The 25,732-nt window shown below is 61.9% G+C and carries 23 protein-coding genes; 8 read left to right on the top strand and 15 right to left on the bottom strand.

Translation table 11 applies throughout. The annotated features are described in order from the left end of the window. Window positions 1–22 precede the first annotated feature (22 nt). Window positions 23–847 (bottom strand): HDOD domain-containing protein, encoded by an 825-nt coding sequence (locus NPS29_RS14480; protein ID WP_274133415.1) that lies wholly within the window; start codon window positions 845–847, stop codon window positions 23–25. A gap of 107 nt (window positions 848–954) precedes the next feature. Next, entirely contained in the window at window positions 955–1,350 is a 396-nt protein-coding gene (locus NPS29_RS14485) for a VOC family protein (RefSeq protein WP_274133416.1), read from the bottom strand. 260 nt (window positions 1,351–1,610) lie between these two features. Between NPS29_RS14485 and NPS29_RS14490 the strand changes: the two genes are divergently transcribed. After that, complete coding sequence (locus NPS29_RS14490; protein ID WP_274133417.1) at window positions 1,611–2,630, top strand: branched-chain amino acid aminotransferase; 1,020 nt, start codon at window positions 1,611–1,613, stop codon at window positions 2,628–2,630. Window positions 2,631–2,834: 204 nt separating this feature from the next. Here NPS29_RS14490 and NPS29_RS14495 read toward each other — a convergent pair whose 3' ends face one another. After that, the gene (locus NPS29_RS14495) at window positions 2,835–4,070 is read right to left on the bottom strand and encodes an MFS transporter (RefSeq protein WP_274133418.1); all 1,236 of its coding nucleotides are present in this window, start codon (window positions 4,068–4,070) and stop codon (window positions 2,835–2,837) included. Window positions 4,071–4,212: 142 nt separating this feature from the next. Here NPS29_RS14495 and NPS29_RS14500 point away from each other — a divergent pair, with 142 nt between their 5' ends. Continuing rightward, window positions 4,213–5,463, top strand: coding sequence for a serine hydrolase domain-containing protein (locus NPS29_RS14500; protein WP_274133419.1), 1,251 nt, complete (start codon window positions 4,213–4,215; stop codon window positions 5,461–5,463). Between the two features lie 45 nt (window positions 5,464–5,508). Here NPS29_RS14500 and gloA read toward each other — a convergent pair whose 3' ends face one another. After that, window positions 5,509–6,036 (bottom strand): lactoylglutathione lyase, encoded by a 528-nt coding sequence (gloA, locus tag NPS29_RS14505; RefSeq protein ID WP_274133420.1) that lies wholly within the window; start codon window positions 6,034–6,036, stop codon window positions 5,509–5,511. Between the two features lie 292 nt (window positions 6,037–6,328). Here gloA and NPS29_RS14510 point away from each other — a divergent pair, with 292 nt between their 5' ends. Next, window positions 6,329–6,889 carry a tat (twin-arginine translocation) pathway signal sequence gene (locus tag NPS29_RS14510; RefSeq protein WP_274133421.1) on the top strand — a complete coding sequence of 187 codons (561 nt, stop codon included), beginning with the start codon at window positions 6,329–6,331 and terminating at the stop codon, window positions 6,887–6,889. An 11-nt stretch (window positions 6,890–6,900) separates the two neighbouring features. Further along, window positions 6,901–8,469 carry a GMC family oxidoreductase gene (locus tag NPS29_RS14515; protein ID WP_274133422.1) on the top strand — a complete coding sequence of 523 codons (1,569 nt, stop codon included), beginning with the start codon at window positions 6,901–6,903 and terminating at the stop codon, window positions 8,467–8,469. An 81-nt stretch (window positions 8,470–8,550) separates the two neighbouring features. Here the strand turns inward: NPS29_RS14515 and NPS29_RS14520 are convergent, their stop codons facing one another. Then, a complete protein-coding gene (locus NPS29_RS14520) occupies window positions 8,551–9,480 on the bottom strand; it encodes an AEC family transporter (RefSeq protein WP_274133423.1) in 930 nt (309 codons plus the stop codon). A 224-nt stretch (window positions 9,481–9,704) separates the two neighbouring features. Continuing rightward, the gene (locus NPS29_RS14525) at window positions 9,705–10,562 is read right to left on the bottom strand and encodes an SDR family oxidoreductase (protein ID WP_274133424.1); all 858 of its coding nucleotides are present in this window, start codon (window positions 10,560–10,562) and stop codon (window positions 9,705–9,707) included. A 160-nt stretch (window positions 10,563–10,722) separates the two neighbouring features. Here NPS29_RS14525 and NPS29_RS14530 point away from each other — a divergent pair, with 160 nt between their 5' ends. Then, entirely contained in the window at window positions 10,723–11,109 is a 387-nt protein-coding gene (locus NPS29_RS14530) for a winged helix-turn-helix transcriptional regulator (protein WP_425312511.1), read from the top strand. Here the strand turns inward: NPS29_RS14530 and NPS29_RS14535 are convergent. The 4 genes from NPS29_RS14535 to NPS29_RS14550 all read right to left on the bottom strand — a co-directional run bounded on the left by NPS29_RS14535 (window position 11,076) and on the right by NPS29_RS14550 (window position 15,656). Then, window positions 11,076–11,684: an FMN-dependent NADH-azoreductase gene (locus NPS29_RS14535; protein ID WP_274133426.1), complete on the bottom strand. Its 609-nt coding sequence runs from the start codon at window positions 11,682–11,684 to the stop codon at window positions 11,076–11,078. The two genes, NPS29_RS14530 and NPS29_RS14535, sit on opposite strands and share 34 nt — an antisense overlap. Before the next feature lie 232 nt (window positions 11,685–11,916). After that, window positions 11,917–13,143 carry a cytochrome c gene (locus NPS29_RS14540; RefSeq protein ID WP_274133427.1) on the bottom strand — a complete coding sequence of 409 codons (1,227 nt, stop codon included), beginning with the start codon at window positions 13,141–13,143 and terminating at the stop codon, window positions 11,917–11,919. Further along, window positions 13,140–14,903 (bottom strand): GMC family oxidoreductase, encoded by a 1,764-nt coding sequence (locus tag NPS29_RS14545; RefSeq protein ID WP_274133428.1) that lies wholly within the window; start codon window positions 14,901–14,903, stop codon window positions 13,140–13,142. The genes NPS29_RS14540 and NPS29_RS14545 overlap by 4 nt, the downstream gene beginning before the upstream one ends. Window positions 14,904–14,909: 6 nt before the next feature. Further along, window positions 14,910–15,656, bottom strand: coding sequence for a gluconate 2-dehydrogenase subunit 3 family protein (locus NPS29_RS14550; protein WP_274133429.1), 747 nt, complete (start codon window positions 15,654–15,656; stop codon window positions 14,910–14,912). 687 nt (window positions 15,657–16,343) lie between these two features. On the opposite strand from NPS29_RS14550, the gene mrdA reads away from it, so the two are divergent. After that, window positions 16,344–18,278: a penicillin-binding protein 2 gene (mrdA, locus tag NPS29_RS14555; protein WP_274133430.1), complete on the top strand. Its 1,935-nt coding sequence runs from the start codon at window positions 16,344–16,346 to the stop codon at window positions 18,276–18,278. Between the two features lie 68 nt (window positions 18,279–18,346). Here the strand turns inward: mrdA and NPS29_RS14560 are convergent, their stop codons facing one another. After that, window positions 18,347–18,712: a glyoxalase superfamily protein gene (locus NPS29_RS14560; protein WP_274133431.1), complete on the bottom strand. Its 366-nt coding sequence runs from the start codon at window positions 18,710–18,712 to the stop codon at window positions 18,347–18,349. A 175-nt stretch (window positions 18,713–18,887) separates the two neighbouring features. On the opposite strand from NPS29_RS14560, the gene NPS29_RS14565 reads away from it, so the two are divergent. Then, the gene (locus tag NPS29_RS14565) at window positions 18,888–19,928 is read left to right on the top strand and encodes an ABC transporter substrate-binding protein (RefSeq protein WP_274133432.1); all 1,041 of its coding nucleotides are present in this window, start codon (window positions 18,888–18,890) and stop codon (window positions 19,926–19,928) included. Beyond that, a complete protein-coding gene (locus NPS29_RS14570) occupies window positions 19,925–21,646 on the top strand; it encodes a diguanylate cyclase domain-containing protein (protein WP_274133433.1) in 1,722 nt (573 codons plus the stop codon). Before NPS29_RS14565 ends, NPS29_RS14570 begins: the two co-directional genes overlap by 4 nt. On the opposite strand, the gene NPS29_RS14575 is transcribed toward NPS29_RS14570, so the two are convergent. The 4 genes from NPS29_RS14575 to NPS29_RS14590 form a co-directional block, all read right to left on the bottom strand. Then, window positions 21,635–22,336 carry a YoaK family protein gene (locus NPS29_RS14575; protein ID WP_274133434.1) on the bottom strand — a complete coding sequence of 234 codons (702 nt, stop codon included), beginning with the start codon at window positions 22,334–22,336 and terminating at the stop codon, window positions 21,635–21,637. The genes NPS29_RS14570 and NPS29_RS14575 overlap by 12 nt on opposite strands. A 214-nt stretch (window positions 22,337–22,550) precedes the next feature. After that, entirely contained in the window at window positions 22,551–23,570 is a 1,020-nt protein-coding gene (locus NPS29_RS14580; RefSeq protein WP_274133435.1) for an alpha/beta hydrolase, read from the bottom strand. Window positions 23,571–23,645: 75 nt separating this feature from the next. After that, a complete protein-coding gene (locus NPS29_RS14585; protein ID WP_274133436.1) occupies window positions 23,646–24,290 on the bottom strand; it encodes a hydrolase in 645 nt (214 codons plus the stop codon). A 412-nt stretch (window positions 24,291–24,702) separates the two neighbouring features. Next, window positions 24,703–25,587 carry a helix-turn-helix domain-containing protein gene (locus NPS29_RS14590; RefSeq protein WP_274133437.1) on the bottom strand — a complete coding sequence of 295 codons (885 nt, stop codon included), beginning with the start codon at window positions 25,585–25,587 and terminating at the stop codon, window positions 24,703–24,705. Window positions 25,588–25,732: the final 145 nt, after the last annotated feature.

Below are 25,732 nucleotides of genomic sequence, written 5' to 3' on the forward strand. Positions count from 1 at the left end.
ACTGGGGTGAGCAATGAAGAGGTCAATTCAACAACTCGGCAAACGCCTTGTCCGCCTCCAGCACCGCAGGCAGGGCAGCGAACAGTGCGGTCAGATCGATACCCTCCATCAGCGGGCCGTCAGCCGCCTGTTGCGCTTCAGGGGTTGCGCCGCCGTGGTTCTCCAGCGCGTCAGAAATGGTCAGCGCCTGGGCCACGATCCGCGCTTGGGTGGCGTCGCCAGGTGCCTGCATCGGGCGTGCCTGGTAGGCAATGGCGTGCTGGATAACCGCAGGCAACTGCCAGCGTCGCGCCAGTTCCGCGCCGACTTCCGGGTAACCGAAGCCCAGTTGCAGGGTCTCCAGCGCCGCCCGGCTGGTGGTGCCGGTCTTGGTGGCGGCGTTGATGCGCTCGGCCACCGTCGGTGCGCCGGTCTGGATCAGCAACTCGCCGATGTCGTGCATGACCCCGCAGGTAAAGGCGATTTCGGCGTCCGCACCGGATTGCTTGGCCAGCAGACGGCAGATCCCGGCCACCTGGAAGCTCTTGAGCCAGAAACCCTTGAGGTCAAAGCTGGGGCTGGCCTTGAACGCGCCCGTCACCGCCGAAGCCAGCACCAGCGTGCGCAGGGTGTTGAAACCCAGGCGCATGGCGGCGTCCTCGATGCTCGACGATTCCCGCGCCCCGCGAAAACGCGCAGAATTGGCAAGGCGCAGAATCTTTGCCGAAATCACCGGATCCTTCTGGATGTTGCGCGCGATGCTTTCCAGATTCGACGAAGGGTTGTCGAATTGTTGAATCAGGTCCTGAGCCACTTTGGGAATGCTCGGAAGACTGCCCAGATCCGCGAAGAGTTGCTCGATACCCATGGCCTTGCTCCTGTTTCATGTGAATTACAACACGATAGGCAAGATTTGCGGATCTGCACGGGCAGTGTTCAGCTTTTGATACAGGCGGCGCAGATCGCCCGCTGGCCCTACAATGCGGCTTCGCGGAACTGCACCACATTGCCTTCAGGGTCGAACCCGTCGCAGGCCACGAAGCCGCGAGCCTTGAACTCGGCAGACGGAGCATCCACCTGGCCGCCCAGCGCTACGGCATCAGCCCGGGCCTGGGCCAGGCTTGGCACCGGGAATACCAGTTTGGTCGGCAGATCGACGCGGCGCTGGGGAGGGGTGGTGATGTCGAGACGATCTGCCACTGCCTTGGGGATACCGTGAATCACCAGTTGAAAGCTGTCCGACTCCAGCACGATCAGCCGTGTTTCAGTTACAGTCTGTACCATGCCCAGCAGTTCGCTATAGAAGCGGGCAACTCGCGGCAGGTCCTTGGCAAACAGCACGGCGCCATGTTTCGGCAATTTTGCTGACATCATTTGTCTCCTTGACGTGATAAACCGCCATTCTGCCCATCAATGCCGGCCCTGCGGAAGATGCTCGTTGCCGATGATCCAGGCCATGGGCACAGGATTCTTCAGATTAAGTGGCGAGAGGGCGGTTTGCCGGGCAAAAAATCAGTAATATGGCGCAACATCGGAACGGGCCGTGTCCTGTACCGGGCCTTCACGACCATATTGTAGAAACGCCAGCCCCTGCGCACGCCGGGCGTGCTGGCCAGGAAATAGAGGGTGTCATGGGTAACGAAAGCATTAACTGGGACAAGCTGGGTTTCGACTACATCAAGACCGACAAGCGTTTCCTGTCCGTCTGGCGTGATGGCCAGTGGGACAAGGGCACCCTGACCGAAGACAACGTGCTGCACATCAGCGAAGGTTCCACTGCGCTGCATTACGGCCAGCAGTGCTTCGAAGGCCTGAAGGCCTACCGCGCCAAAGACGGCTCGATCAACCTGTTCCGCCCGGACCAGAACGCCGCACGCATGCAACGCAGCTGCTCGCGCCTGCTGATGCCCCACGTGCCGACTGACATGTTCATCGAGGCGTGCAAGGAAGTGGTCCGCGCCAACGAGCGTTTCATTCCGCCATACGGCACCGGCGGCGCGCTGTATCTGCGTCCGTTCGTGATCGGCGTGGGTGACAACATCGGCGTGCGCACGGCCCCCGAGTTCATCTTCTCGGTGTTCTGCATCCCGGTTGGCCCGTACTTCAAAGGTGGCATGAAGCCGCACAACTTCGTGATTTCCAGCTTCGACCGCGCCGCGCCACAAGGCACAGGCGCCGCCAAGGTCGGTGGCAACTACGCCGCCAGCATGATGCCGGGCAGCGAAGCCAAGAAAAACGGCTTTGCCGACGCCATCTACCTGGACCCCCTGACCCACTCGAAGATCGAGGAAGTCGGTTCGGCCAACTTCTTCGGCATCACCCACGATGACCAGTTCATCACCCCGCGTTCGCCGTCGGTTCTGCCAGGCATCACTCGACTGTCGCTGATCGAACTGGCCGGAACCCGCCTGGGCCTGAAAGTCACCGAAGGCGAAGTCTTCATCGACAAACTGGACCAGTTCAAGGAAGCCGGCGCCTGCGGTACCGCCGCAGTCATCACGCCAATCGGCGGGATCAGCTACCAGGACAAGTTGCATGTGTTCCACAGCGAAACCGAAGTGGGCCCGGTAACCCAGCGCCTGTACAAGGAACTGACCGGTATCCAGTTCGGCGACATCGAAGGACCGGCGGGCTGGGTCGTCAAGGTCTGAGCCTGACGCCACGTCCCCTGCAATAAAAAACCACCGCCCTTGGGGCGGTGGTTTTGTTTGCGGGGTACACACACCCTTGCCCGCGATGGCGCCCTTGAGATCGCTCCCGCCGGCAAGCCGTGCTGCTACCGGATGAGTGAATGCTGACGGGATAGTCGTCACACCGCCTGCCCGTAGCAGCACGGCTTGCCGGCGGGAGCGTAGTCAGGGACGCTGCCGCTCGCCAACCGAAGCAACGTCAGATGCAACCAAAGATCGCCACACCAGCCTCACCACCGTAATCAACCAGTTCAGCAACGCCACCCCCAACAAAATCCCCAGCATCGTCGACAACCCATGCTCGACGATCACCTTGCCCGCCAACAGCGGAAAGCCGAACACGCCGATGAAATACGAAAGGCTGAACAACAGCAGCGACTGGGTCGTGGTGCCGGCCGGTGCTTCGTTCGCCGCCAGACCATTGATCACCGAATAGGTCAGGCCGTACCCGACGCCCAGCACGATGGCCGCCAGCAGATAGCCCAGGCTGCTGCTCACCTGAAACTGAAACATCAGCACCGATACAACGATCAGCCCCGACAGCAGGCAGGACATCACATACGGATCGCGCCTGACCACGATCCCCGCCACCAGCATCCGCCCGCTAATGGCGGCGCCCATGAAGCCTGCGAAAAACAGCGAGTAATCCAGCGAGCGTGCCTGGGCGTAGCTGGTCTGAAAACTCGACAAGCCGCCGAAGATCGCGCCACCCAGGCCCACCATCACAATCGCGAACACCGCCTTGGAACGCAGCACGCTCAAGGCACCGGCCAGGGACAGTTTCGAGGCGACCGCGCCCGACTGGTCCGGCAGCTTCCTGAGCGCATCAGCCAGCCGCCAGAACACCAGGACGCCCATCAGGCTCGCCAGCGCCGCCAGCACGAATGCCCAGGTGATGGGCAGACCGGCCTGGCTCGCCAGCCTGCCGAGCAGCGGCGCCGAACCGATGCCGCTCATCATGCTGCCCGACAGCAGCGCGAAATAGCGGGCGCGCTGGGCGGGCTCGACCATCATCGCCACCATGATCGGCCCGAGGGTGTAGAACACGCCCCAACCGATCCCCAGCACAAAACCGAACAGCATCATCAGTTGCAACTGACTGGCACTGACTGCGAACCCCAGATTGGCCACCACCAGCGCAATCCCGCACAGCGCAACCGGGCGGGCTGCGCCGAGCCGATCGCACAAATGGCCGGAGAGCACCACAGCAACGAAGGTGCTGACCATGGCGGCTGAAATCACGGTCCCGGCATTCTTCTCGTTGCCACCGTGGCTGCTCATCAGCAGGGATAACAGGAAAGTCGAGCCGTAGGCCATCGACAGCAGGTAGCTGGCCAGGCAAAACAGGCTGAACAGGCGAGGGGACGGTTTGGTGGAAAGGGAAGACGGCTGTTTGATCATTTGAATTGTTCTGTTCGAAAAAACGAACGGATAGTCTGATCGGCTCAGGCCGTTTGTCACATACAGAATTACAAAACTCAGGTTAAGAGATTCTGTAACTGTATTGTGCTAAATCGTCCCGATTCCTACACAAGGATGTTCCATGATTGCACGCGTTGTTTGCCGTTCGTTTCAGCGTATTCACCCGCTGATGCTGTCGTTGGGCATGCTGACTCTTGGCGCTGGCTCCCATGCCCGGGCCGATGATTATGAATACCCACACGCTCACGAGCCGATCGGCAGCGTCGAGCAGATCTACGAAGGCACCATGCTGCCGGATCTGGCCGTCAGCACCTATCGCAACATCGACCGCCTGTTTCCCTCGCGCACCATCAGCGCGGGCGGCCATGCCTACCCGTTGCCGCGATACCACAAGCAACTGGAAAACGTGCAGTTCACCTGGCAGGACAAGAAGTACGACCTGTTCGACTATGTGGCGCTGGACAGCGTGACGGCTATGCTCGTGCTCAAGGACGGCCAGATCGCCTACGAGATCTACCAGTTCGGCAACACCGAGAAAACCCGCTGGATGTCGATGTCGGAGGCGAAATCCATTACCTCGACGCTGGTGGGCGCGGCGATCCGTGACGGCTATATAAAGAGCGTCGATGACCTGGTGACCGACTACGTACCTCGCCTAAAAGGCACCGCTTACGAAGGCGTCACACTGCGCAACGTGCTGATGATGGCGTCCGGGGTGAAGTGGACAGAGGCCTTCACCGACCCTCAATCGGATCGCCGGGCACTGCTGCGTGCGCAGATGTCGCAGACACCAGGGGCGGCCATGGCACTGATGGCCAGCCGGCCAAGAGCGGCCCAACCCGGCACGGTGAACAACTACAACACCGGCGAAGCGCAGGTGCTGGCCGAGGTCGTGCGCAGTGCGGTGAAGATGCCCCTGGCTGATTACCTCACGCAGAAGATCTGGCAGCCCATGGGCATGGAGCACGACGCCAAGTGGTGGCTGGACTCACCCAACGGCATCGAAATCGGCGGCAGCGGCATCAGCGCCACGCTGCGGGATTTCGGGCGTTTCGGGATGTTCTTCATGAACCAGGGCAAGATCGACGGCCAGTCGATCCTGCCCGATGGCTGGGTCAGGCAGGCCACTTCTTCGACCACCCTCAAGGACGGCAAACCGCTGGCCTACGGCTACATGTGGTGGCCGGCCCAGACCGAGCAGTCGATCAAGGACGGTGCCTATTCGGCCATCGGCATGCAGGGCCAGAACATCTACGTCAATCCGGCGCAGAAAGTGGTGATCGTTACCTTCGGCGCCCAGCCCAAGCCGCTGCGCCGGACGCTGGTTTCACCGGTGGCGTTTTTCGATGCCGTGGTGGCGGCGCTCGACTGACATCGCCACGAAAGCCGCCCGAGGGCGGGGCGGCTTGCGGGCTGATCACTGGCCCAGATTGCCCAGCAGGTCGGCCTGAACGATCTCCACCCAGTATTCGTCCGGATCGCTGATAAAGGCTACGTGCTTCATGCCTTTGTCCAGGCGTTTGACGAAGGGCACGCCCAATGACTCGAAGCGCGCGCAGGCCGCCTCGATGTCCGGCACCGAGAAGCAGATGTGCCCGAAGCCGCGAGGGTCCTTGTTGCCATTGTGGTACTGCGAATCATCGCTTTCGCTGCCCCAGTTGTGGGTCAGTTCCAGCACCGACTCGCGGCTGAAGGTGTAGCTCATCCGCGCTGCGTCATCCTCCGGCACCTCGACGCCCTTGGTCATCGCCAGGAAAAACAGCGAAAACTTCGCCTCTGGAAAATCCACCTTGCGCAGCAAACCCATGCCCAGCACCCGCGTGTAGAAATCCAGCGAACGCGCCGGATCCTTCACCCGCAACATCGTGTGATTGAACACGTAATCCTGCGTGACGGCATCGGGCGTTGTGCAGACACCGGGTTGGGTTTCGCTCTGGAAGGACATGGCAGGCTGCTCGTGAGGAGTGGTCAGGCAGTTTAGAAAGCCGCCGGGCGGGTGAGGTAATACCGGATTACTACGGCCGCTGGCGACCATGCTCACTCGCGAACGCCGAGGCCCGTAGCAGCCGGGCTTGCCCGCGGGGCGATCTTGAGGCCGCCCCCGCCGGCAAGCCGTGCTGCTACGTTCTGTGGGCTTATAACCACGTAGTAGACCGCTATTACCTTGTGCCCAACAGCGCTACTACTATCAATTGAGCTCTATTGCACCGACAACAAAAATAACAAGGACAAAAGCCATGAGAGACCTGATGCTCGATCGTCGCCGCTTCCTGCAGGGCAGTGGCGGATTGCTGTTGGGAACCCTGTTGTTTACCTCCGGACCTATCGCATTGCTGGCGCCGAGCAGGACCTGGGCGCTGGAAATGAGCACGCTGGACAGCGCCACCGGCAGCAAGCTGTTGCTGGTGATCCGCAGGATTTTCCCCCATGACACCATGGAAGATGCCGTCTATGCGTTTTCCGTCAAAGCCCTGGACGAGAAGGCTGCTCAGGATCCGGGCATCGCCGACCTGCTGAAAAAAGGCCTGGCCGATCTCGATCAGCGCGCAGGTGGCGACTGGAGCAAGCTTGCCGAGGACAAACAGGTGAGCCTGCTCAAGGACGTGCAGGGCGAGCCGTTTTTCGCGCTGGTGCGTGGCACTTCGGTCAACACCCTGTACAGCAACGAACTGGCCTACCAGCACTTCGGCTATGAAGGCGCGTCCTTTCCCAAAGGCGGCTACATCCATCGCGGATTCAACGACCTGAAATGGTTGCCGAACCCGCCTGTCGATGCCAGCCCGGCTGTACCTGCCTGAGGAGAGAAATCATGACGACTTACAATTTCAACGACGATTCGGTGGTGGTCATCATCGGTTCCGGGGCAGGCGGCGGGACCCTGGCCAACGAGCTGTGCCAGAAGGGCGTGCCGGTGGTGTTGCTGGAGGCGGGCACGCGCCAGTCCCCGGGCACCTTTATCAACGATGAATGGCCGTCGTTTTCCCAGTTGTCCTGGGGCGACGTGCGCACCACCTCCGGTTCCTGGCGGGTGGCCAAGGATTTCCCCAATCTGCCGGCCTGGATCTGCAAGACAGTTGGCGGCACCACCACGCACTGGGCCGGCGCCAGCCTGCGGTTTCAGGAACACGAGTTTCGTGCGCTGCAGACCTACGGACCGGTCAAGGGCGCGGACCTGCTGGACTGGCCCGTCACCCTGGCGGAGCTTGAACCTTACTATGCCCGTGCCGAAGACAAGATGGGCGTGACCCGCACCAACGACATTCCCGGCCTGCCGGGCAACAACAACTTCAAGGTGCTGTACAACGGCGCGCAGAAGATGGGTTACAAGGAGTGTTCGACCGGGCACATGGCGATCAACAGCCAGCCGCGCAAGGACCGCGCCGGGTGTCAGCAACTGGGCTTCTGTTTCCAGGGCTGCAAGATGGGCGCGAAGTGGTCGACCCTGTACACCGAGATTCCCGCGGCCGAAGCCACCGGCAAGCTGGAGCTGCGCGCGCAATGCCACGTGGCGAAAATCGAGCACGACGACAAGGGCCGGGTCAACGCCGTGGTGTATTTCGATGCTCAGGGCAAGGAGCAGCGCCAGAAGGCGCGGGTGGTCGCGGTGGCGGGCAATTCCATCGAAACGCCGCGTCTGCTGCTCAACTCCGCCAGCAGCCAGTTCCCCCACGGCCTGGCCAATGGTTCGGGCACGGTGGGCAAGTATTACATGCGCCACACCACTGGCAGCGTGTTCGCTTCGTTCAAGGAAGACGTGCATTTCTATCGCGGGACCATCATGGCCGGGATCATCAGCGACGAGATCCACCACAAGCCCGACCGTGGTTTCGTCGGCGGCTACGAGATGGAAACGGTATCGCTGGGGCCGTCGTTTCTGGCGGCGTTCTTCGATCCGGGCGCCTGGGGGCGCGACTTCACCAACGTGATGGAGCAATACACCAAGCTGGCGGCGATGTGGATCGTCGGCGAGGACATGCCCCAGGCCACCAACCGCATCACCCTCAACGATGGAGTCAAGGACCGCTTCGGACTGCCGGTGGCCAACGTGCACTACGATGACCACCCCAACGATCTGGCCATGCGCGAATACGCATTCAAGCAGGGCGAGGCGCTGTATTCATCGGTGGGCGCGGTGCAGACCTTCCGCGTGCCGCCGTACCCCTCGACCCACAACCTGGGCACCTGCCGCATGAGCGCCAAGGCACAGGACGGCGTGTGCAACCAGCACGGGCAGAGTCATGAGATCCCCAATCTGTTCATCTCCGATGGCAGCCAGTTCACCACCAGCGCAGGGGAAAACCCGACATTGACCATCGTCACGCTGGCGATTCGGCAGGCGGATTTCATTGCCCAGGCGTTGTCGAGCAAAGTCATTTGAGTAGGGCGGTGAAGCGTTGTCGGCAGGTCAGACGCCGTCGCGGGCAAGCGCGCTCCTAAAAAAGGAGCGTGCTACTACCGATTATCCGTTGATGTAATAGATGCACAGCGACAGGGTGACCAACGAGCCCAGGGTCGAAATCAGAATGGTGCTCGACACCACTGAGGCTTCGCGCTTGTAGTATTCGGCCAGCATGAACGGCCCGGTGCCGGTGGGCAGGGCGCTGAGCAGCAGGGCCGAGTTGGCCCATAGCGGCGGCAAGTGAAACACCCGGAACGCCAAGAACCAGGTCAGCAGCGGATGCGCGACCAGCTTGATCAACACCAGAAGGCTCGTGCCATGGCGCGGGCCTTGTTGTTTCTGGGCCAGGAACAGCCCCAGGGAAATCAGCGCGCAGGGCGTGGTCGCGGCGCCCAGCAGGCTGAGAAACTTCTCCAGCGGCCCCGGCAACGGCGCCCCGGTGCTCGCCCAGCAGGCACCGAGAATCGGCGACACCACCAGCGGATTCTTCGCCAGCGCCAGCAGCACCTTGAGCACGATACGGTGCACATGGGCTTCGCTCTGCAAGCCGACTTCGATGCAGACCAGCGCTATGCCGAACAGCACGCAGACCACCAGCAGCGAGGCGATCAACGCCGGTTCCAGGCCACTCTGGCCCAGCACCATCACGCACAGCGGGATGCCGATGTAACCGGTGTTGGCGTAGGAGGCGCTCAGCGCATCGATACTGGCATCGGCAAAATGCCCGGCCTTCTTGCGACGAAGCAGCAGCGTGATGACGAACATCGTCATGGTCGACAGGGTAAACACCAGCACGAAACCGGGGTGCCAGATCTGCTCCCAGGTGGCGGTGGCCGTGGCATTGAACAGCAGCGCGGGCAGGCACAGCCACACCACCATTCGGTTGATTTCCGAAGCGGCGGTCGGGCCGAGGCGATTGGTTCTGCGACACAGGTAACCGACCAGAATCAGGGCAAAGATCGGCAATAGCACATTTAAAACGGAGGACATCGGATCCTGGCCTTGGCTCGCTGAAAGGGGCGTTGAAACAAGCGGCAAAGATTAAGGTTGAAAATCGTTAGCTTGCAACCTTTCTTGTCCTCAAACCCCAAATCTTCCCATCACTCCGATCCGTAGCAGCACGGCTTGCCGGCGGGAGCGGTGTGTCAGTGACTATATCTTTCACAGATACACCGCTCCCGCCGGCAAGCCGTGCTGCTACGGGAAATGTGGTGTTAGCGGGGGAGCGCCTGGGCCACGCTGACCGCCAGCGGCGTGGTCGCTCGCCCGATCAGGCGGCTCAACTGCTTGCCATCATCGAACAGCGCGCCCCTGGCCGCTGCGGCATCGGAGTTGGCCAGAAGCTCGGCGACGAACTCCGGCAGACCTGCGCCCAGCAAGGCCGATTTGAAGCCCGTTTCCGGCAAATCGGTATAGCTCACCGCCGTACCCGACTGGCGCGTTACCTCGGCCGCAAACTCGCTCAGGGTGTAGGCATCATCGCCTGCCAGCTCATACACCTTGCCCGCCTGATCTTCACTGGCCGTCAGCACCGCCACTGCGGCCGCCGCGTAATCAGCCCGTGCTGCCGAGCTGATGCGGCCTTCACCGGCGCAACCGAAATGCGCGCCGTGGGCCAGATCGCCGGGGATCGCAGCGGTGTAGTTCTCGTGGTACCAGCCGTTGCGCAGCACCACATGGGGCACACCGGATTGCGCCAGGGCGCTTTCGGTCTGGCGATGTTCTTCGGCCAGGCCCAGCAGTGACGTCGCCGCATGCAGCACGCTGGTGTAGCCCAGCAATTTGACCCCGGCTTTTTGCGCGGCGGCGATCACGGCCTTGTGCTGCGCGACCCGCTGGCCGACTTCACTGGAGGAGATCAGCAAGACTTTCTCGGCCCCCGCAAACGCGCTTTCCAGCGTGGCAGGTTGCGCGTAATCGGCCTTGCGCACTTGTACGCCCCTGGCGGCCAGGTCACTGGCTTTTTCCGGGCTGCGCACGGCGGCGACGATCTGTGAGGCGGGGATCTTCTGCAGCAGTTGCTCGATGACCAGACGGCCCAACTGGCCTGAAGCACCGGTGATGACAATCATGATGATTTCCTTGGTGACGTTGAATGTGCGACCAGCATAGAGATCGTGCTAACCTTTCGTAAGTACGTACGAAAAGGTTAGTGCCATGAACGATATTTCCACGCTACCCCCCACCATCAGCCCCAGCCCCGAAAACGCATCCCTGCTCGAACGCATTCGCATGGGCGAGGTGCTGGCGCGTGATTGTCCGTCCCGCGAGATCCTCAACCACGTGTGCAGCCGTTGGGGCGTGCTGGTGCTGGTGGTGCTGCTGGACGGCATGCACCGTTTCAGCGAACTGCGGCGCAAGATCGGCGGGGTCAGCGAGAAGATGCTCTCGCAAACCTTGCAGAGTCTGGAGCAGGACGGTTTCGTCGACCGCAAGGCGCTGCCCGTGGTGCCGCCCCACGTCGAATACAACCTCACGCCCATGGGCAAGGAGGTGGCGTTGCAGGTTGACGGCCTGACGACGTGGATCGAACAGAACCTGCCGCGCATCCTCCAGGCCCGCGACCTGCGCGAGGCAGAGCCGCGTCAAAGCTCTGCAGCGAGTTCAAGCGCAGTCTGAATCGAGGCTCGGCGCGACTCGGCGTCGATGTCCCGGCCCATCAGGGTCTTCTCGATCACGATGTTGTATTGCTCGTCGATCCCGACCATCTCGCTCCAGGTGGTCAGGTACGCGACCTGATGCTCGGCCCGGTCCAGCGGCGCGCCGCGCGCCGCGATCACCACCACCTTGCGGCCATCGAGCAGACCGTTGAGCCCGCGCTCGTCAAAGGTGAACAGCAAATCTTTCTGGCTGACCACGTCGATCAGGTGCTTGAGCTTGTAAGGAATGCCGAAATTCCACATCGGCACGCCAAACAGGATGATGTCGGCCTGGATGAAACGCTGGGCCAGTTCGCTGATCTGCGCCCAGGCCTGTTTCTGTTCCGGCGTGCGTTCGATGCCCTGGATGCCTGCGTACTTGGCGTCCAGCGCCGCGCCGTCGAATTCCGGCAGCACAGTGTTCCAGACGTCCAGCGTATCCACCGTGGCGATGGCGTGCTGGGCCTGCCAGGCCGTGATGAAGGCGTTGGCGACTTCGATGGTCGCCGAGCGCTGTTTGCGTGGCGAGCTTTCGATGTACAGAAGATGTGGCATGGCGCGGGCCCCTGCATGCTGTGAGTCGAACCATCAGTCATAGCAGATTTTCACTGTCTCCCCGTAGCAGCACGGCTTGCCGGCGAGAGCGGTGGGTCAGCAACGAATCCGTCAACTGGCACGCCGCCCCCGCCGGCAAGCCGTGCTGCTACGGGATCATTGGCGCGCACACAAAAATGCCCGACCCCAAACAGGCGGTCAGGCATCTTTCGTCATTCAACCACGCAACGCCTTACTTCGGCGTCAACGCTTCACGCACGTCCTTCACGCTGGCGCTGGACACCGCAGGTGCGGCGTTGCCCCAGGTGTTGCGTACGTAGGTCAGCACGTCCGCGACGTTTTCATCCGACAGGTTCCAGCCGAATGCCGGCATCGCCGGGGCGGTGGGGGCGGCGTCGGTTGAGCCTGCGCGGCTGCCTGCCAGGACCACGCGGATCAGCGACGACGGATCGTTGCTGTTGACCAGTGGCGCCATGGCCAGTTTCGGGAACAGGTTGGCTGCGCCTTCACCGTTCGGCGTGTGGCACGCCGAGCAGCGGTCGGCGTAGATGGCCTTGCCGGCGACCATGGCCGGGTCCGTGGCGGCCACCGGTTTGGCGGCTTCCACGGGCTTGGCGCCGTCCTTGAGGTACGCCGCTACCGCCATCAGGTCCTGGTCGGTCCAGTGCTGGGACGAGTGCTCGACTTCCTCGGCCATCGGTCCCGACGCGATGTCGAAGCGGTTGGCGCCGGTCTTCAGGTACTTGACGATGTCTGCCTCACTCCACGCCCCGATACCGTCATGGCCGGTGGAAGTGATGTTCGGCGCAACCCAGTTCTGCAGGTTGGCGCCGGTGAGGAAATGCTCGTTCTTGTCGCCGCCGATGAGGTTTTTCGGGGTGTGGCAGGTGCCGCAGTGGCCCAGGCCCTCGACCAGGTACGCGCCACGGTTCCACTGCTCGGACTTCTGCGGGTTGGGCTTGAATTCGCCTTCCTTGAAGTTGATCAGGTTCCAGCCGATCAGGCTGGTGCGCACATTGAACGGGAACGGCAGCTGGTTGGTTTCGACGTGGTTGTCCGACGCATCGACGGTGCGCAAGTAGGCCCAGATCGCCTGGTTATCCTCGCGGGTGACCTTGGTGTACGCGGTGAACGGCATCGCGCCGTACAGGCGTTTGCCGTCCAGGCCGTGGCCCTTGGACATGGCGTTCTGGAAGTCCTCGAAGCTCCAGCGGCCGATACCGTTGACCGGGTCGGGCGTGATGTTGGCGCCGGCCAGTTTGCCGAACGGCGTATCGAGAATCACGCCACCGGAGAAGAGCGGTTTGCCCGGCATTGTGTGGCACGCGGTGCAGTCACCGAGGGTGGTCAGGTAACGGCCTTTTTCCACCAGATTGTACGAATCAGCACCCGTCGCGGCGTGAGCCATGTTCAGGGACAGTCCGATGACGCCTGCGCATACAGTCAGAAGGGTCTTCATACGCTGATCATCTCCCCTGGACGCTTGAGGTAGCGGGTACGAATGGCATCCGCCGCTTTGAACGCCAGCGCCGCCACGGTGCCGGTCGGGTTGTAGCCAGGGTTCTGCGGGAAGGCCGAGGAACCAACCACGAACAGGTTCGGCACGCCCCAGACTTGCAGGTGTTTGTTGACCGAGCTGTTCTTCGGGTCGGCGCCCATGATGAAACCGCCGACGATGTGCGAAGACTGGTACGGCGCGCTGTTCCAGTGCCCTTGCTGGGAGCTGGGGACCATCTGCCGCGGGTTCATGCTCTTGGCGATTTCACCCACTTTGCCGGTGACGTAGGCCGCCATCTTGCGGTCGTTCTCCGGGAAGTCGAAGGTGATGCGCAACAGCGGTCGGCCCAGCGGATCCTTGTAGGTCGGGTCCAGCGACAGGTAGTTGGTGCGCGTCGCGTAACTGCTCGCTTCGCAACCGATGGACATGGTGCTGGCGTAGTTCTTGACCGTGGCTTTCTTCCATTCCGAACCCCAGGTCGGGGTGCCGGGTGGCAGCGGGCGCGAGTCGATGGGCGCCGCGCCAATCGGCGTGACGCGGGTGCTGCCGCCGCCGACGAAGCCCAGGCCCGAGTGGTCGAAGTTGTCGTTGTTGAATTCGTCGATGCCCATGCCGATGGCGCCGCCACCGATGAACGGGTTGAAGTTCTTGTCATCGAAGAACATCCGCACGCTGTTGGCGGTCTGGTAGGCGTAGTTGCGGCCGGTGGTGCCAGTGTTGGTCACCGGGTCGTACGGCTTGCCGATGCCGGAGAGCAGCATCAGGCGCACATTTTCGAAGATGAACGCGCTGACCACCACCAGCTCAGCTGGCTGTTCCCATTCCTGGCCGTTGGCGTCCATGTAGACGATGCCGGTGGCCTTCTTGCCGCTGCTGTCCATGGTCACTCGCAGCACTTCGCAATTGGTCATGGCGGTGAAGTTCGGCTTGCGGATCAGCGCCGGCAGAACGGTGGTGATGGCACTGGCCTTGGAGTAGTTGGCGCAGCCATAGTTGGTGCAGAAACCACAATAGGTGCACGGGCCCATCGCCACGCCAAGGGAGTTGACGTAGGGCTGGGACACCAGCGCAGACGGCACCGGAAACGGTTTGTAGCCCAGGTTCCGGGCGGCCTCGGCGAACAGCGTCGGGGCGTAGGTCTGTTGCGTCGGCGGGTTGGGGTATTCCTCGGAGCGCGCGCCCTCGAACGGGTTGCCGCCTTCCTGGATAACGCCCTTGATGTTGCCGGCCTTGCCCGAGATGCCGGCCAGGCGGTCGAACTTGGCGTAGAACGGCTCCATTTCTTCCCAGTCGGTGCCCCAGTCCTGCAGGGTGAGTTCCGGCGACAGCTCCTTGCCATAGCGTTCGGTCAGGTGGCTGTGCAGGCGAAATTCATGGGGCTGGAAACGAAAGGTGATGCCGGCCCAGTGGTTACCGGCGCCGCCGGTGCCGTTGCCGGGGTGAAACGAGCCCCAACTGCGCATGGGTAGCGCTGTCTCGTTGACGCTATTGCGAATAGTCGTGGTGTTTTGCCGCGTCCTCACCATCAGGTCCTGGCGGCGGTTGTAACGCAGTTCATCGGCAGCGGAGGCGACGTTGAAGTCGGCAGCGGTGTCGCGCCACGGGCCGCGCTCGTAGCCGATGACGTTCAGACCTTCGTCGGCCAGTTCATTGGCGATGATGGATCCGGCCCAGCCGAGTCCGACAACCACGACGTCCGTGGCAGGTAGTTTTTTGGCCATGTCGAATTAACCCTTCTTGGTCCAGGCTGCGCTTCCGGAAATGGAAAGCGGGATCAGGTTCAGCTTCTGGTTGTGCAGGCCGACGTACTCGCGGTAGTCGTAGCGCGCACCGGGGAAGCCGATCATTTTCCACGACACCATGTCGCGGTTGCCGCCATACACCGGGTCCGCGAAGAAGCCTTCCATGGTGTTGCCCAGCACCTGCTGGAAGAACAATTTGGCGTCGATGCCTTCGAGAGTGATCTCGCCTTTTTCAAGCCCGGTCAGCACTTGGTCCTGCTGCTCTGGAGCGAGGGTTTCGAAGTTTTTCTGGAAGGCTTTCTGGCAGTAGGCCTCAAGCCCAGCCAGGCCCAGACGGTAACGCTCGCGCGGCACCAGTTCCGACTGGTCGCCCTGCATCGGCGTGCCTTTCTGGAAGGGGCCCTGCATGTACAGGCGGCTGAAAGTGCCGTATTCCCCCGCCAGTTGGCGGTCGATGAACACCGCGCAACCGGCGTCCTTGCCGCTGACGCTCAGCTCATCGGCGGGAATCAAGCGCGCAACGATGGCTTCCACGGCGCTGGCTTCGGCTTGGGTGAAGAACTGCCAGCCGGGCGTGTCGTAATGCATCGGGCCGTTATGGTCGAAGGGGATCCATTGCGGAACACCGACCACGGTGGCCGCCTTGGCCGTTGCGGCAGCACCGACGGCCAGGGTCGTGGCTGAGGATTTCAGCAACTGGCGGCGGGTGAGGCCTTTGGATTTCTCTGTCATTCAGGGCTCCTGCAAACGCACCTGTACAAAGGGCCATGCCGGGGCATGGTCCGTAACGGGTGGCGTTGTAAGTGTTTCTCACGGTTGGGTCCGACAGCGCGAGGTGTCGGGCGCAGGGTGCAGCGGCGGGTGTGACATTGGGTCTCTGGCAAACCTGCGGGCAGATGGCGCACGCTAGGCGGGGGGAAGCCAGGCCGCTAGCCATCTTTTCCACGCGAAGCGCAATCATAGATGTGTTACTGACTGTTGCATCCTGTTAAATCGGTAAATGACTGTTGCAATATATGTAACAGTACGGTTTTCTGCGATTTTTGCGGTGCGCGTCCGTGATGGACCGGGGTAGGTCCGCAAGGCTCGTTCCAGTGCGGTTGTCGTTTTTACAGAAATCAGTCGCGCGGTCGAGACTTCATCTGAGCCGATTTTCGTTGCGCGATCTGATCCCTGTCGTACGACGAGATTTATTGCACTTATGCAACAAACCCGTCTCACTTTTTAACAGGTTGGTGACCGTCAGGGCGGCCCTCAACGTTCCAGATCCCCGGCACCTTTCGTCAACATGACAGGATTTTCATGAAGTTCGCCCGATGAGTGCAGGTGCTTCTTGGTATCGTGCACGCCATTTGCGTCCTGGCCTGGTTCAGAGGACGCTGTCTGTATCGTTCCTGTCGTCACCGAGTAGCTGTAGAAATGCCTGATCCCATACCGTTAAAAGACCACGAAAAAGAGACGCGGCTGGTCAATCGACGCCTGATCGCCTGCGCCGTGTTCGTGGTCGCGTTGAGCATCGCGCTGGTCTGCCGCCTGTACATCCTGCAGGTCATCGAATTCGCCTATCACTCCACCATTTCCGAAAACAACCGCGTTCACGTCTTGCCGATTCCGCCAGAACGAGGGCTGATCTATGACCGAAATGGCGTGATCCTCGCCGATAACCGGCCCAGCTTCAACCTGACCATGACCCGCGAACGGGCAGGGGACTGGCACGCGGTGATCGATACCCTGATGCAGATCCTCAACCTGCCGGACGAAGACCGCATTATCTTCGACAAGGCCATGAAGAACTCGCCGCACCGTTTCGTGCCGGTGACGCTGCTGTATGAATTGACCGAAGAGCAGATCGCCCTGCTGGCGGTGAACCAGTTCCGCCTGCCGGGGCTGGATGTGGAGGCGCAGTTCGTTCGCCATTACCCGCTGGGGGCGCATTTTGCGCACTCCATCGGTTACGTCGGGCGGATCAACGAGAAGGAAGCCTCGCAACTGGACCAGGTGGAATATCGTGGCACCCAGTCCATCGGCAAGACCGGCATCGAACGCTTCTATGAGCCCGAGCTGCACGGCCACGTGGGTTACGAGGAAGTGGAAACCAACGCTCAGGGCCGCGTACTGCGCGTCCTCAAGCACACCGATCCGGTGGCCGGAAAGAGCATCACGCTGAGCCTGGACATCAAGTTGCAGGAAGCCGCCGAAGAGGCACTGGGCGACCGCCGTGGTTCGGTGGTGGCCATCGACCCGGCCACTGGCGAGGTGCTGGCGATGGTCAGCAAGCCAAGTTTCGACCCGAACCTGTTCGTCACCGGCATCAGTTTCAAGGAATACTCGGCGCTGCGGGACTCGGTCGACCGGCCGCTGTTCAACCGCGTGCTGCGTGGCCTGTATGCCCCAGGCTCGACGATCAAGCCGGAAGTGGCGATCGCGGGGCTCGACAGCGGCATCATCACGCCCTCTACCCGGGTGTTCGACCCTGGCTATTTCCAGTTGCCGGACTTCGATCACAAATACCGCAACTGGAACCACAGCGGCGACGGCTGGGTGGACCTGAATGCGGCGATCATGCGTTCAAACGACACCTACTTCTACGATCTTGCGCACAAGTTGGGCATCGACCGGCTGCATGACTACCTGACCATGTTCGGCATCGGCCAGAAGGTCTCGCTGGACATGTTCGAGGAGTCTGCAGGCCTGATGCCGTCCAAGGAGTGGAAACGCATTACCCGCCGCCAGGCCTGGTTCCCGGGGGAAACGGTGATTCTCGGCATCGGCCAGGGCTACATGCAGGTCACGCCTTTACAACTGGCCCAGGCCACCGCGCTGATCGCCAACAAGGGCGTGTGGAACCGCCCGCACCTGGCCAAGGAGATCGGCGGCGTGGCGCCGGTGGACGAGCACCCGATGCCTAACATCGTCCTGCGTGATCCCCGTGAGTGGGATCAGGTCAACAATGGCATGCAGTCGGTGATGCACGACCCGCGCGGCATCGCCCGTGCGGCGGCGCAAGGGGCGCAATATCGTATCGCCGGCAAGAGCGGTACGGCGCAGGTGGTGGCTATCAAGCAGGGCGAGCGTTACAACCGTGACAAGACCCTGGAGCGGCATCGTGACAACGCCTTGTTCGTCGGCTTCGCCCCGGCGGCCAACCCGAAAATCGTGGTCTCGGTGATGATCGAGAACGGCGAGGCGGGGGGGCGCGTGGCAGGTCCCGTGGTGCGGCAGATTCTCGACGCCTGGCTGCTGGATCAGGATGGGCATCTGAAACAGCAATACGCGATGCCCAATGCCGCGCCGGTCAACCCGAAAGTGCAGATCGCAGCGCCGAACAAACCGGTGGTCCAGCCGCCGGTATGACCTGAAGCACGGCTGCCGGCGGCGGCGTCCACAAGATCGCTGCCGCCGGCAAGCTGTGCTGCTACGGGTCAATCCTGCGAGAGTTCACAGAAGCGGATCCTGTTACCGGACGGGTCGGCGATTTCCATGACTTTGCCCCAGCCCTGTTCGACGATCCCCGGCCGCGAAAAACCGTAGCCTTTGGCATTGAGCGCCTGGCAGAACGGCTCGATTTCCTGCATCGGTACGAAAATGGTCGAGCCCGGGGTGGCGTCGCCGTGGTGGCCGGTGAGGTGGATGACCAGATCCCCGCGGCGAATCTGCATGTACAGCGGCAAGTCCGCTTCGAAGCGGTGCTCCCAGTCCACCGAGAACCCCAGAAAATCCACATAAAACTCCCGGGCCTTTTCTTCGCTGAACATGCGAAGTACCGGAATCGCCCCTGAAATCTGCATGCGCCTCACTCCTTGGTGCAAAAACGCCGAGTCTAACCCAATGCGTGCCCAAACCAAGGGTGAATGGATTCAGGCAGCGTTTCCGACCGAAGGCGCGATTTGCGCAAACAGGTTGGCGAGCAACGGCACATCGCCATAGGTATAGTGGCGACATTCCCCGGTCTGGGCATCGTCCATGAAATACCTGCGCCCGTTGGGGTTATTGATGTGCGGCCTTCTCGCGTCGCTGCCGGCGGGCGCTGCCGAGCAGACGCTGCGTGTGCTGGCGTGGCCCGGTTACGCCGACACTGACCTGGTGAGCGTTTTCGAGAAGCGTTTCAAGGTCAAGGTCGAAGTCACGCTGGTGGGCAGCGATGAAGTGCTGCGGGCCAAGCTGTCTGAAAACCAGGGTGGCGATTTTGACGTGATCGCGGCCAACACTGCCGAAATTCACCACTATGTGAACCAGGGCCTGTTGCAGCCTTTGCATCCCGAGCGCATCGCCAATACGGCGCGTCAGCTCCCGCGTTTTCGCGATTATTCCAGAATTCCGGACATTGTCGTCGACGGGCATGTCTATGCCGTGCCCTATGCGTGGTCGGATATGGGCCTGATCTACGATCGCAAGCAGTTCAGCCAGCCGCCCGACTCGATTCAGAGCATGTGGGACCCAAGGTTCCAGGGCCGCGTGCTGGCGTTCAACACCAGCAACCACAATTTCTCCCTGGCAAGCCTGGCCCTCGGCGGCGATCCGTTTCACATCGGCGCAGCGGACTTTCCCCGGGTGACCGAAAAGCTCATCGCGTTGCGGCGCAATGTGTTGACCTTCTATTCCCTGCCGGAGGAGGCGGCCGAGCTGTTCCGCAGCCATTCGGTGGCGCTGATTTTCGCCAACTATGGCCGTCAGCAACTTAAGCAACTGCGCGATGCAGGCGTGGACGTCGGCTATGTGGTACCCCGGGAGGGCGCGCTGGCCTGGCTCGATTGCTGGGCGATCAGCAAGGGCGCCCATGACCTGCGACTGGCCAATGAATGGATCAATTACATGCTCGAACCGGATGTCAGCCGCGCCCTGAGCGAACGCCAGGACCTGTCCAACACGGTGCAGGAACCGCTGGATGCCAGCCCCTCCAATCGCATGATCTGGCTACGCCCGGTCGAGGACGATCAGCGCCGCGCCGAGTTGTGGCAGCGGATCGTGTCCGGCGAGCGTCCGCCGCTGGTGGAGGCGCGATGAGGTTCGGTATCGCGTTCAAGCTCGGTTGCCTGATGGCCCTGTTCGGCATGGTGCCCACGGGGCTCGCCGGTTACTACATCTACAACAGCAGCCGGGAAATGCTGCTGCAGGCCGCCGAGCGTGACTTGCTGACGTCGGTCCAGGTGCTGGGCCGCAACCTGCACGGCAGCCTGCGCAACATTTCCCTGGATGCCACGGTGTTGACCAACGGGGCCCAGGTGCACGAACTGGGCGAGCTGACCAATCCTGCGACCCGCAAGACCGTCAGTGACAACCTCGCCGAGTCATTCCGGGCCATGTTGCTGGCCCATCCCGATTACATGCAGATCCGTCTGATCAGCGCGACCGACCATGGTCTGGAACTGGTGCGCCAGGACCGCGACGGGGCCGATATCGTCAGGGTCGAGGGCGCCGATCTGCAGGAGAAGGCCCATTACGCCTACGTCTTCGAAACCCTGCGCCTGGCGCCAGGGGAGGTGCGTATCTCGCCGATCGTGATCAACCACGAGCAGGGCGCGCACTCGGGGCTGGGCAAACCGACGCTGCATGTCTCCACGCCCGTGGCGGATGCGACAGGCAAGGTGTTTGCGCTGCTGGTCATCAACGTTGACCTCGATCAGCTGTTCAACCAACTGCAAAGCGATCTGCCCAAGGAATACCAGGTCTACCTGAGCAACCGCTGGGGCGATTTGCTGGTGCATCCGGACCATCGTCGCACCTTCGGTTTCGATCAGGGCCGGCGGTTGTTCTTGCAGGATGAATTCCCGGAAGTCGCCGGGCTGCTGTCCGACAAGGCGCCTGGCAGCCTTATCAGCCGCAGTGTCGAGCAAGGCCAGAAGGACCGGTTGGTGGCGGCGTTCGTGCGCCTGTCTCACAACGGCGATGCCGAACCCTTCGTGGTACTGGGCCTGGGCCAGCCGCAAAGCCATGTTTTGGCCAAGGTGTCCCGCGTGGGCAACAGCATCGTGCAGATCGCGCTGTTGTTCAGCGTGCTGGCGCTGTTGGCGGCCTTCATCGCCTCCCGTGCTCTGATCCGGCCATTGCGCAGCATGACTGACGCGGTGGAGCTGTTCTCCCGGGAGCGCAAGATCAGCGAGCTGGCACCCAGGGACGACGAGTTGGGGGTGCTCGCCCATCGTTTCCATGCGATGAAACAGGAAATCCTCGGCCAGCTGGACGATCTGACGTCCAGCCGCGCCGCCTTCGAGCACCTGGCCCGGCATGACCCGCTGACCGAATTGCCCAACCGGCGCATGTGCTTCGAACGTCTGGAGCAGGCGTTGATCGAGGCGCGGGAGGGCGGGAAGAAGATGGCCCTGCTGTTCGTCGACCTGGACCACTTCAAGGAAATGAACGATCAGTATGGTCACCGTTTCGGCGATCAGGTGTTACAGGCGGTGGCCAAGCTGCTGACCACCGCCAGTGACGGCGCCGATTGCGTGGCGCGGCTGGGCGGTGATGAATTCGTCATCTCGTTCTGCGATGTGAAGGACCCGCAGAAAATCGCGGCGTTGCTGGAAAAACTCCACCAGTGCTTCCAGTTGCCGCTGTTCATCGACGGGCGCAAGGTGCAGATCCACGCCAGCATGGGCGTCAGCCTGTTCCCCCGCGACGGGGACGACATCGGCACGCTGGTGCAGCATGCCGACCATGCGATGTACAAGGCCAAGAGCGCAGGCCGGAACCGCTACCTGTTCGAGATGCATTCAAGCGACTGAATCTGCGATGCCGTCGGTGGTGCCGAAAGTGTTGATGCAGGTCCAGATCGACACCAGCACAGGCACCAGCAGACACCACAGGCCGATGGCCAGGTACAGCAGCGCGGCACCGACACAGCCGACGGTGAAGCCCAGAAGATTCAGTCCGATGGGCTTGAGCCGCTGCTTGATGGCCGCGCGTTGCTCGACATCGCGCAGGCCGATCAGGGCGAACAGGTCGATGGACAGTTGCGTGACGTTGCCGGTCATCAGGGTGGTGGGCGGGGCGCCCTTGAGGTGCTGACGGGAGATTGCGTTGAGCACCGCCATGGCCGCGACGCCGGTCATTCCGGTGAGCAGGGCAGCGCCGCTGTCGCCATCGTTGAATGGGCCAAACCACAGGGTGAAGGCGGCGAACAGCGCCAGCAGCAGGGTGTGCAGAATCAGCAGCGGCCGCAGGGGCACCAGGCCGCGACGGTTGATCGCCACCGCGGCCAGGTGCGTCAGGCCGACCACCAGGGCGAACATCGGCAGGGCCAGCAGCTTGGCCAGCGCGCCGGAGGTGCCGTGCACGATGCTCACCCCCAGGGTCACGAAGTTGCCGGTGACGTGGGCGGTGAACAGGCCTTGCAACGCGAGGAAACCGATGGTGTCGACGAAACCGCCGTTGAAGCTCAGGGCCGGGGCGGTGGTGCGGTGGATGGATGACATGATGAACTCCGTGTAACCAATGAATTTTCGAAGGTGACTAAGCCCTGTAGCAGCACGGCTTGCCGGCGGGGACGTCCGTAAGATCGCTCCCGCCGGCAAGCGGTGCTGCTACGGTTCTGTGTGACCTCGATCTTGTAGGAGCGCGCTTGCCCGCGATGGCGATCTCCAGGACGCTCCCGCCGGCAAGCCGTGCTGCTACGGATGGGGGCACCTGTCAGTTCAAATGCGCCTTGAGCTCACCGGCTGCCTGACGCATCGCCGCCTTGACCTCTGGAATGTTGCTCAACGGGTTGAGCAAACCATAGTCGTGGATCATGCCGTTGTAGCGCACGGCGGTGACATCCACACCGGCGGCATCGAGCTTGCGGGCATAGGCCTCGCCTTCGTCACGCAACACGTCCAGGCCCGCAGTCTGCACCAGTGCCGGTGGCAGCCCTTTCAATTGCTCGGTGCTGGCACGCAGCGGCGAGGCATGAATGTCGGCGCGCTGGGCGGCGTCGGTGGTGTAGCTGTCCCAGAACCACTTCATCATGTTGCGGGTGAGGAAGTGCCCCTCGGCGTACTGGTCGTAGGAGGCGGTGTCGAAGCTCGCATCGGTCACCGGCCACAGCAGCAACTGGAAGCGCAGCTTCGGCGTGCCCTGTTCCTTGGCCTTCAGCGCAACGACCGCCGCCATGTTGCCGCCCACGCTGTTACCGGCCACCGCCAGGCGCGAGCTGTCGACACTGATCTGCTTGCCATGCTCGGCCACCCAGCGGGTTGCGGCGTAGGCCTGGTTGATCGCGGTCGGGTAGTGCGCTTCCGGCGATGGCGTGTAATCCACGTAGACCGCCACCGCACCCGAGCCGACCACCAGATCACGGATCAGGCGAGCGTGGGTCGGGTAGTCGCCCAGCACCCAGCCACCGCCGTGGAAGTACATGAACACCGGTAACTCACCCTTGACCCCGGCCGGACGCACGATGGTCAGCTTGATGTTCTGGCCGTCGGCCTGGATGGTCTTTTCACTGACCTGAATCCCCGACATATCGACCTTCACCGAGCTCTGCGCGCCAGTCAGCACCGCACGTGCGTCCTTAGGGCTCAATTGCTCCAGCGGCCTGCCGCCACCGGCAGCCAGGGCGTTGAGGAAGGCCTGGGTCTGGTGTTCAGGCACTGCATTTTCAGCGGCGAAGGCGCTGCCGATGGAGAGGGCCAGCAGGGTTGCGGTCAGGGCTTTTTTAACAGTGTTCATGATGGGCTCGCTTAAAAAATCAGAATGGGGTCGTGGTGAAAAAGGGGCCCCGCATCGAGGCCCGGATCAAAGGGTTCAGCCGGCTTTGCGCTGTGGTGCGCCGTGGACCATGGTGTAGGCGTAGTCGACACCCATGCCGTACGCGCCGCTGTGTTCCAGCACCAGTTGCATGACCGCTTCGTAGGTTTCCTTGTGAGCCCAGTCACGCTGGAATTCGAGCAGCACCTGCTGCCAGGTCACAGGCACGGCACCGGCCTGAATCATGCGTTGCACCGACATGTCGTGGGCTTCCTTGGTGGTGCCGCCGGAGGCGTCGGTGACGATGTACACCTCGTAGCCTTCAGCCAGCGCGTCCAGGGTCGGGAAGTTCAGGCAGACTTCGGTCCAGAGCGCGGCGATGATCAGCTTCTTGCGCCCGGTGGCCTTGACCGCATCCACCAGCTTCTTGTCTTCCCAGGAGTTCATCGAGGTGCGCTCGATGGGCTGTTGATCCGGGTGCACCGCCAGCAGTTCTGGCCAGATGTAGCCGCTGAAACTCTTGGTTTCCACCGAGGTGAAGATGGTCGGCACGTTGAAGATCTTCGCCGCCTTGGCCAGGCCCACGGTGTTGTTCTTCAGGGTCTGGCGATCGATCGACTGCACGCCGAAGGCCATCTGTGGCTGGTGGTCGATCAGGATCAGGGCGGAGTTGGTTGGGTTGAGCAGTTCGCGGATGGACATGATGTGTATTCCCTTGAATTCGAAAATGGTCTGTATGGTTCGCCGCTTCAGCTCGCTGGCTGTTTGCTTGCTGGCTTGGGAGTAAATCTACGGACTAAACGAATGGGGAACAATTACCCTAAATTGAGACTCATTGATTCTAATCTGGGGACATTGAAAAAAACTGTCCCGTTCACTGAGCCATGTCGCGTACTGCTCTTGATTCTGCCCGGAGGGCGTAGGAGCGCAGCTTGCTCGCGATCTGGCGCGCAGCGGCAGTAAAACCTGCGATCACGATATGCCTGACACAATCGAGGGGGATGGTTTTGCTGCTGCTTCGCAGCAGATCGTCCGATCGCGGCCCGGAGCAAGCTGCGCTCCTACGCCCTCCGGGCAGAAGCGGGTGGTGGCAGGCCTTCGAATGCGCCGGAGACTACTGGCGGCGTCTACCCAGCGTCTGGCTCGGATACTCCAGAAACAACTCGCGATAGGCCTCGGCAAAACGCCCCAGGTGCCAGAACGAATAGCGCATGGCGACATCGGCCACGCTGGTGTCTTCCGCGCGCGAGGTCAGTAGGTCCTGACGCGCCAGATTCAGCCGTCGGCTGCGCAGCCAGGCGGTGGGGGCCATGCCGACGCAGGCGTTGAATGCCTTGCGCAGTTGCTGGAAGGAGGTGCCGGCGCTGTCGGCCAGTTGCACCACGCTGAAGTTTTCGGTGGGGTAGGCGCTGACCTGCTCGAACACCCGTTGCACGATCCGTCGTTGCCCGGCCAGGCGCAGGCAGGCGTCACCCATGCGTGCGGGGTCCGATTGTTCCAGCACGAACAGGCAATCCTCGATCAGTTGTTCCCCCAGAAGCCGGGCCTGTTCGGCATCGCTCTGCTGGGAAAGGCGGGTCAGCATTGTGCTCAGCCAGCCACTGAACAGCGCTGCATGAGGGGAGGTGAGCGGGGTCAGCAACAGCTCTTCGAAGGTCTCGTGCAGGTGGCGCGAGCCCAGGCAATCCTGGCGGATCACCACGGCGATTTCGCGGTAGTTCTCGGGTGTGATCCACAGGTTCTGGGTGCTGGCGTCGAGCAGGTACAGCGCCCGTTCGCTCATGTCGAAGCTGAACACCAGGGCATCGCTGGGTGCCTTGTAATACTGCTCGATGCGGGTATTCATGTGTTCTTCGTAGACTTGCACGCCGCCCAGTTCCGCCTCCACCAGACGACCCTTGAACTGCCCCGAAGACATTTGTGCGTAGTGCAGGCTCCAGCCCGCGTTGGAGATACCTTGCTGATCGGCGGCGACGGTTTCAAATACCCTGACCGACATGAAAAACCTGCTCTGGCAGTGTTGTTATGAGTGCGAGCACCTTAGCAGCATGGTTCGAGGCCGGGCAATACCATGGGTGAACCAGTCTGTGCACCAAAATGAGGCGTGCATGGCGAGCGAAAGTGGATAGACGAACGGACAGCGT

Origin of the sequence: Pseudomonas putida, from assembly GCF_028682175.1 — a bacterium.
GTDB classification, from domain to species: Bacteria; Pseudomonadota; Gammaproteobacteria; order Pseudomonadales; family Pseudomonadaceae; genus Aquipseudomonas; species Aquipseudomonas putida_AD.

Coding starts and splice junctions, on each gene's coding strand:
- NPS29_RS14480 (WP_274133415.1), bottom strand. CDS start 847: ATGGGTATCGAGCAACTCTTCGCGGATCTGGGCAGTCTTCCGAGCATT.
- NPS29_RS14485 (WP_274133416.1), bottom strand. CDS start 1,350: ATGTCAGCAAAATTGCCGAAACATGGCGCCGTGCTGTTTGCCAAGGAC.
- NPS29_RS14490 (WP_274133417.1), top strand. CDS start 1,611: ATGGGTAACGAAAGCATTAACTGGGACAAGCTGGGTTTCGACTACATC.
- NPS29_RS14495 (WP_274133418.1), bottom strand. CDS start 4,070: ATGATCAAACAGCCGTCTTCCCTTTCCACCAAACCGTCCCCTCGCCTG.
- NPS29_RS14500 (WP_274133419.1), top strand. CDS start 4,213: ATGATTGCACGCGTTGTTTGCCGTTCGTTTCAGCGTATTCACCCGCTG.
- gloA (WP_274133420.1), bottom strand. CDS start 6,036: ATGTCCTTCCAGAGCGAAACCCAACCCGGTGTCTGCACAACGCCCGAT.
- NPS29_RS14510 (WP_274133421.1), top strand. CDS start 6,329: ATGAGAGACCTGATGCTCGATCGTCGCCGCTTCCTGCAGGGCAGTGGC.
- NPS29_RS14515 (WP_274133422.1), top strand. CDS start 6,901: ATGACGACTTACAATTTCAACGACGATTCGGTGGTGGTCATCATCGGT.
- NPS29_RS14520 (WP_274133423.1), bottom strand. CDS start 9,480: ATGTCCTCCGTTTTAAATGTGCTATTGCCGATCTTTGCCCTGATTCTG.
- NPS29_RS14525 (WP_274133424.1), bottom strand. CDS start 10,562: ATGATTGTCATCACCGGTGCTTCAGGCCAGTTGGGCCGTCTGGTCATC.
- NPS29_RS14530 (WP_425312511.1), top strand. CDS start 10,723: ATGGGCGAGGTGCTGGCGCGTGATTGTCCGTCCCGCGAGATCCTCAAC.
- NPS29_RS14535 (WP_274133426.1), bottom strand. CDS start 11,684: ATGCCACATCTTCTGTACATCGAAAGCTCGCCACGCAAACAGCGCTCG.
- NPS29_RS14540 (WP_274133427.1), bottom strand. CDS start 13,143: ATGAAGACCCTTCTGACTGTATGCGCAGGCGTCATCGGACTGTCCCTG.
- NPS29_RS14545 (WP_274133428.1), bottom strand. CDS start 14,903: ATGGCCAAAAAACTACCTGCCACGGACGTCGTGGTTGTCGGACTCGGC.
- NPS29_RS14550 (WP_274133429.1), bottom strand. CDS start 15,656: ATGACAGAGAAATCCAAAGGCCTCACCCGCCGCCAGTTGCTGAAATCC.
- mrdA (WP_274133430.1), top strand. CDS start 16,344: ATGCCTGATCCCATACCGTTAAAAGACCACGAAAAAGAGACGCGGCTG.
- NPS29_RS14560 (WP_274133431.1), bottom strand. CDS start 18,712: ATGCAGATTTCAGGGGCGATTCCGGTACTTCGCATGTTCAGCGAAGAA.
- NPS29_RS14565 (WP_274133432.1), top strand. CDS start 18,888: ATGAAATACCTGCGCCCGTTGGGGTTATTGATGTGCGGCCTTCTCGCG.
- NPS29_RS14570 (WP_274133433.1), top strand. CDS start 19,925: ATGAGGTTCGGTATCGCGTTCAAGCTCGGTTGCCTGATGGCCCTGTTC.
- NPS29_RS14575 (WP_274133434.1), bottom strand. CDS start 22,336: ATGTCATCCATCCACCGCACCACCGCCCCGGCCCTGAGCTTCAACGGC.
- NPS29_RS14580 (WP_274133435.1), bottom strand. CDS start 23,570: ATGAACACTGTTAAAAAAGCCCTGACCGCAACCCTGCTGGCCCTCTCC.
- NPS29_RS14585 (WP_274133436.1), bottom strand. CDS start 24,290: ATGTCCATCCGCGAACTGCTCAACCCAACCAACTCCGCCCTGATCCTG.
- NPS29_RS14590 (WP_274133437.1), bottom strand. CDS start 25,587: ATGTCGGTCAGGGTATTTGAAACCGTCGCCGCCGATCAGCAAGGTATC.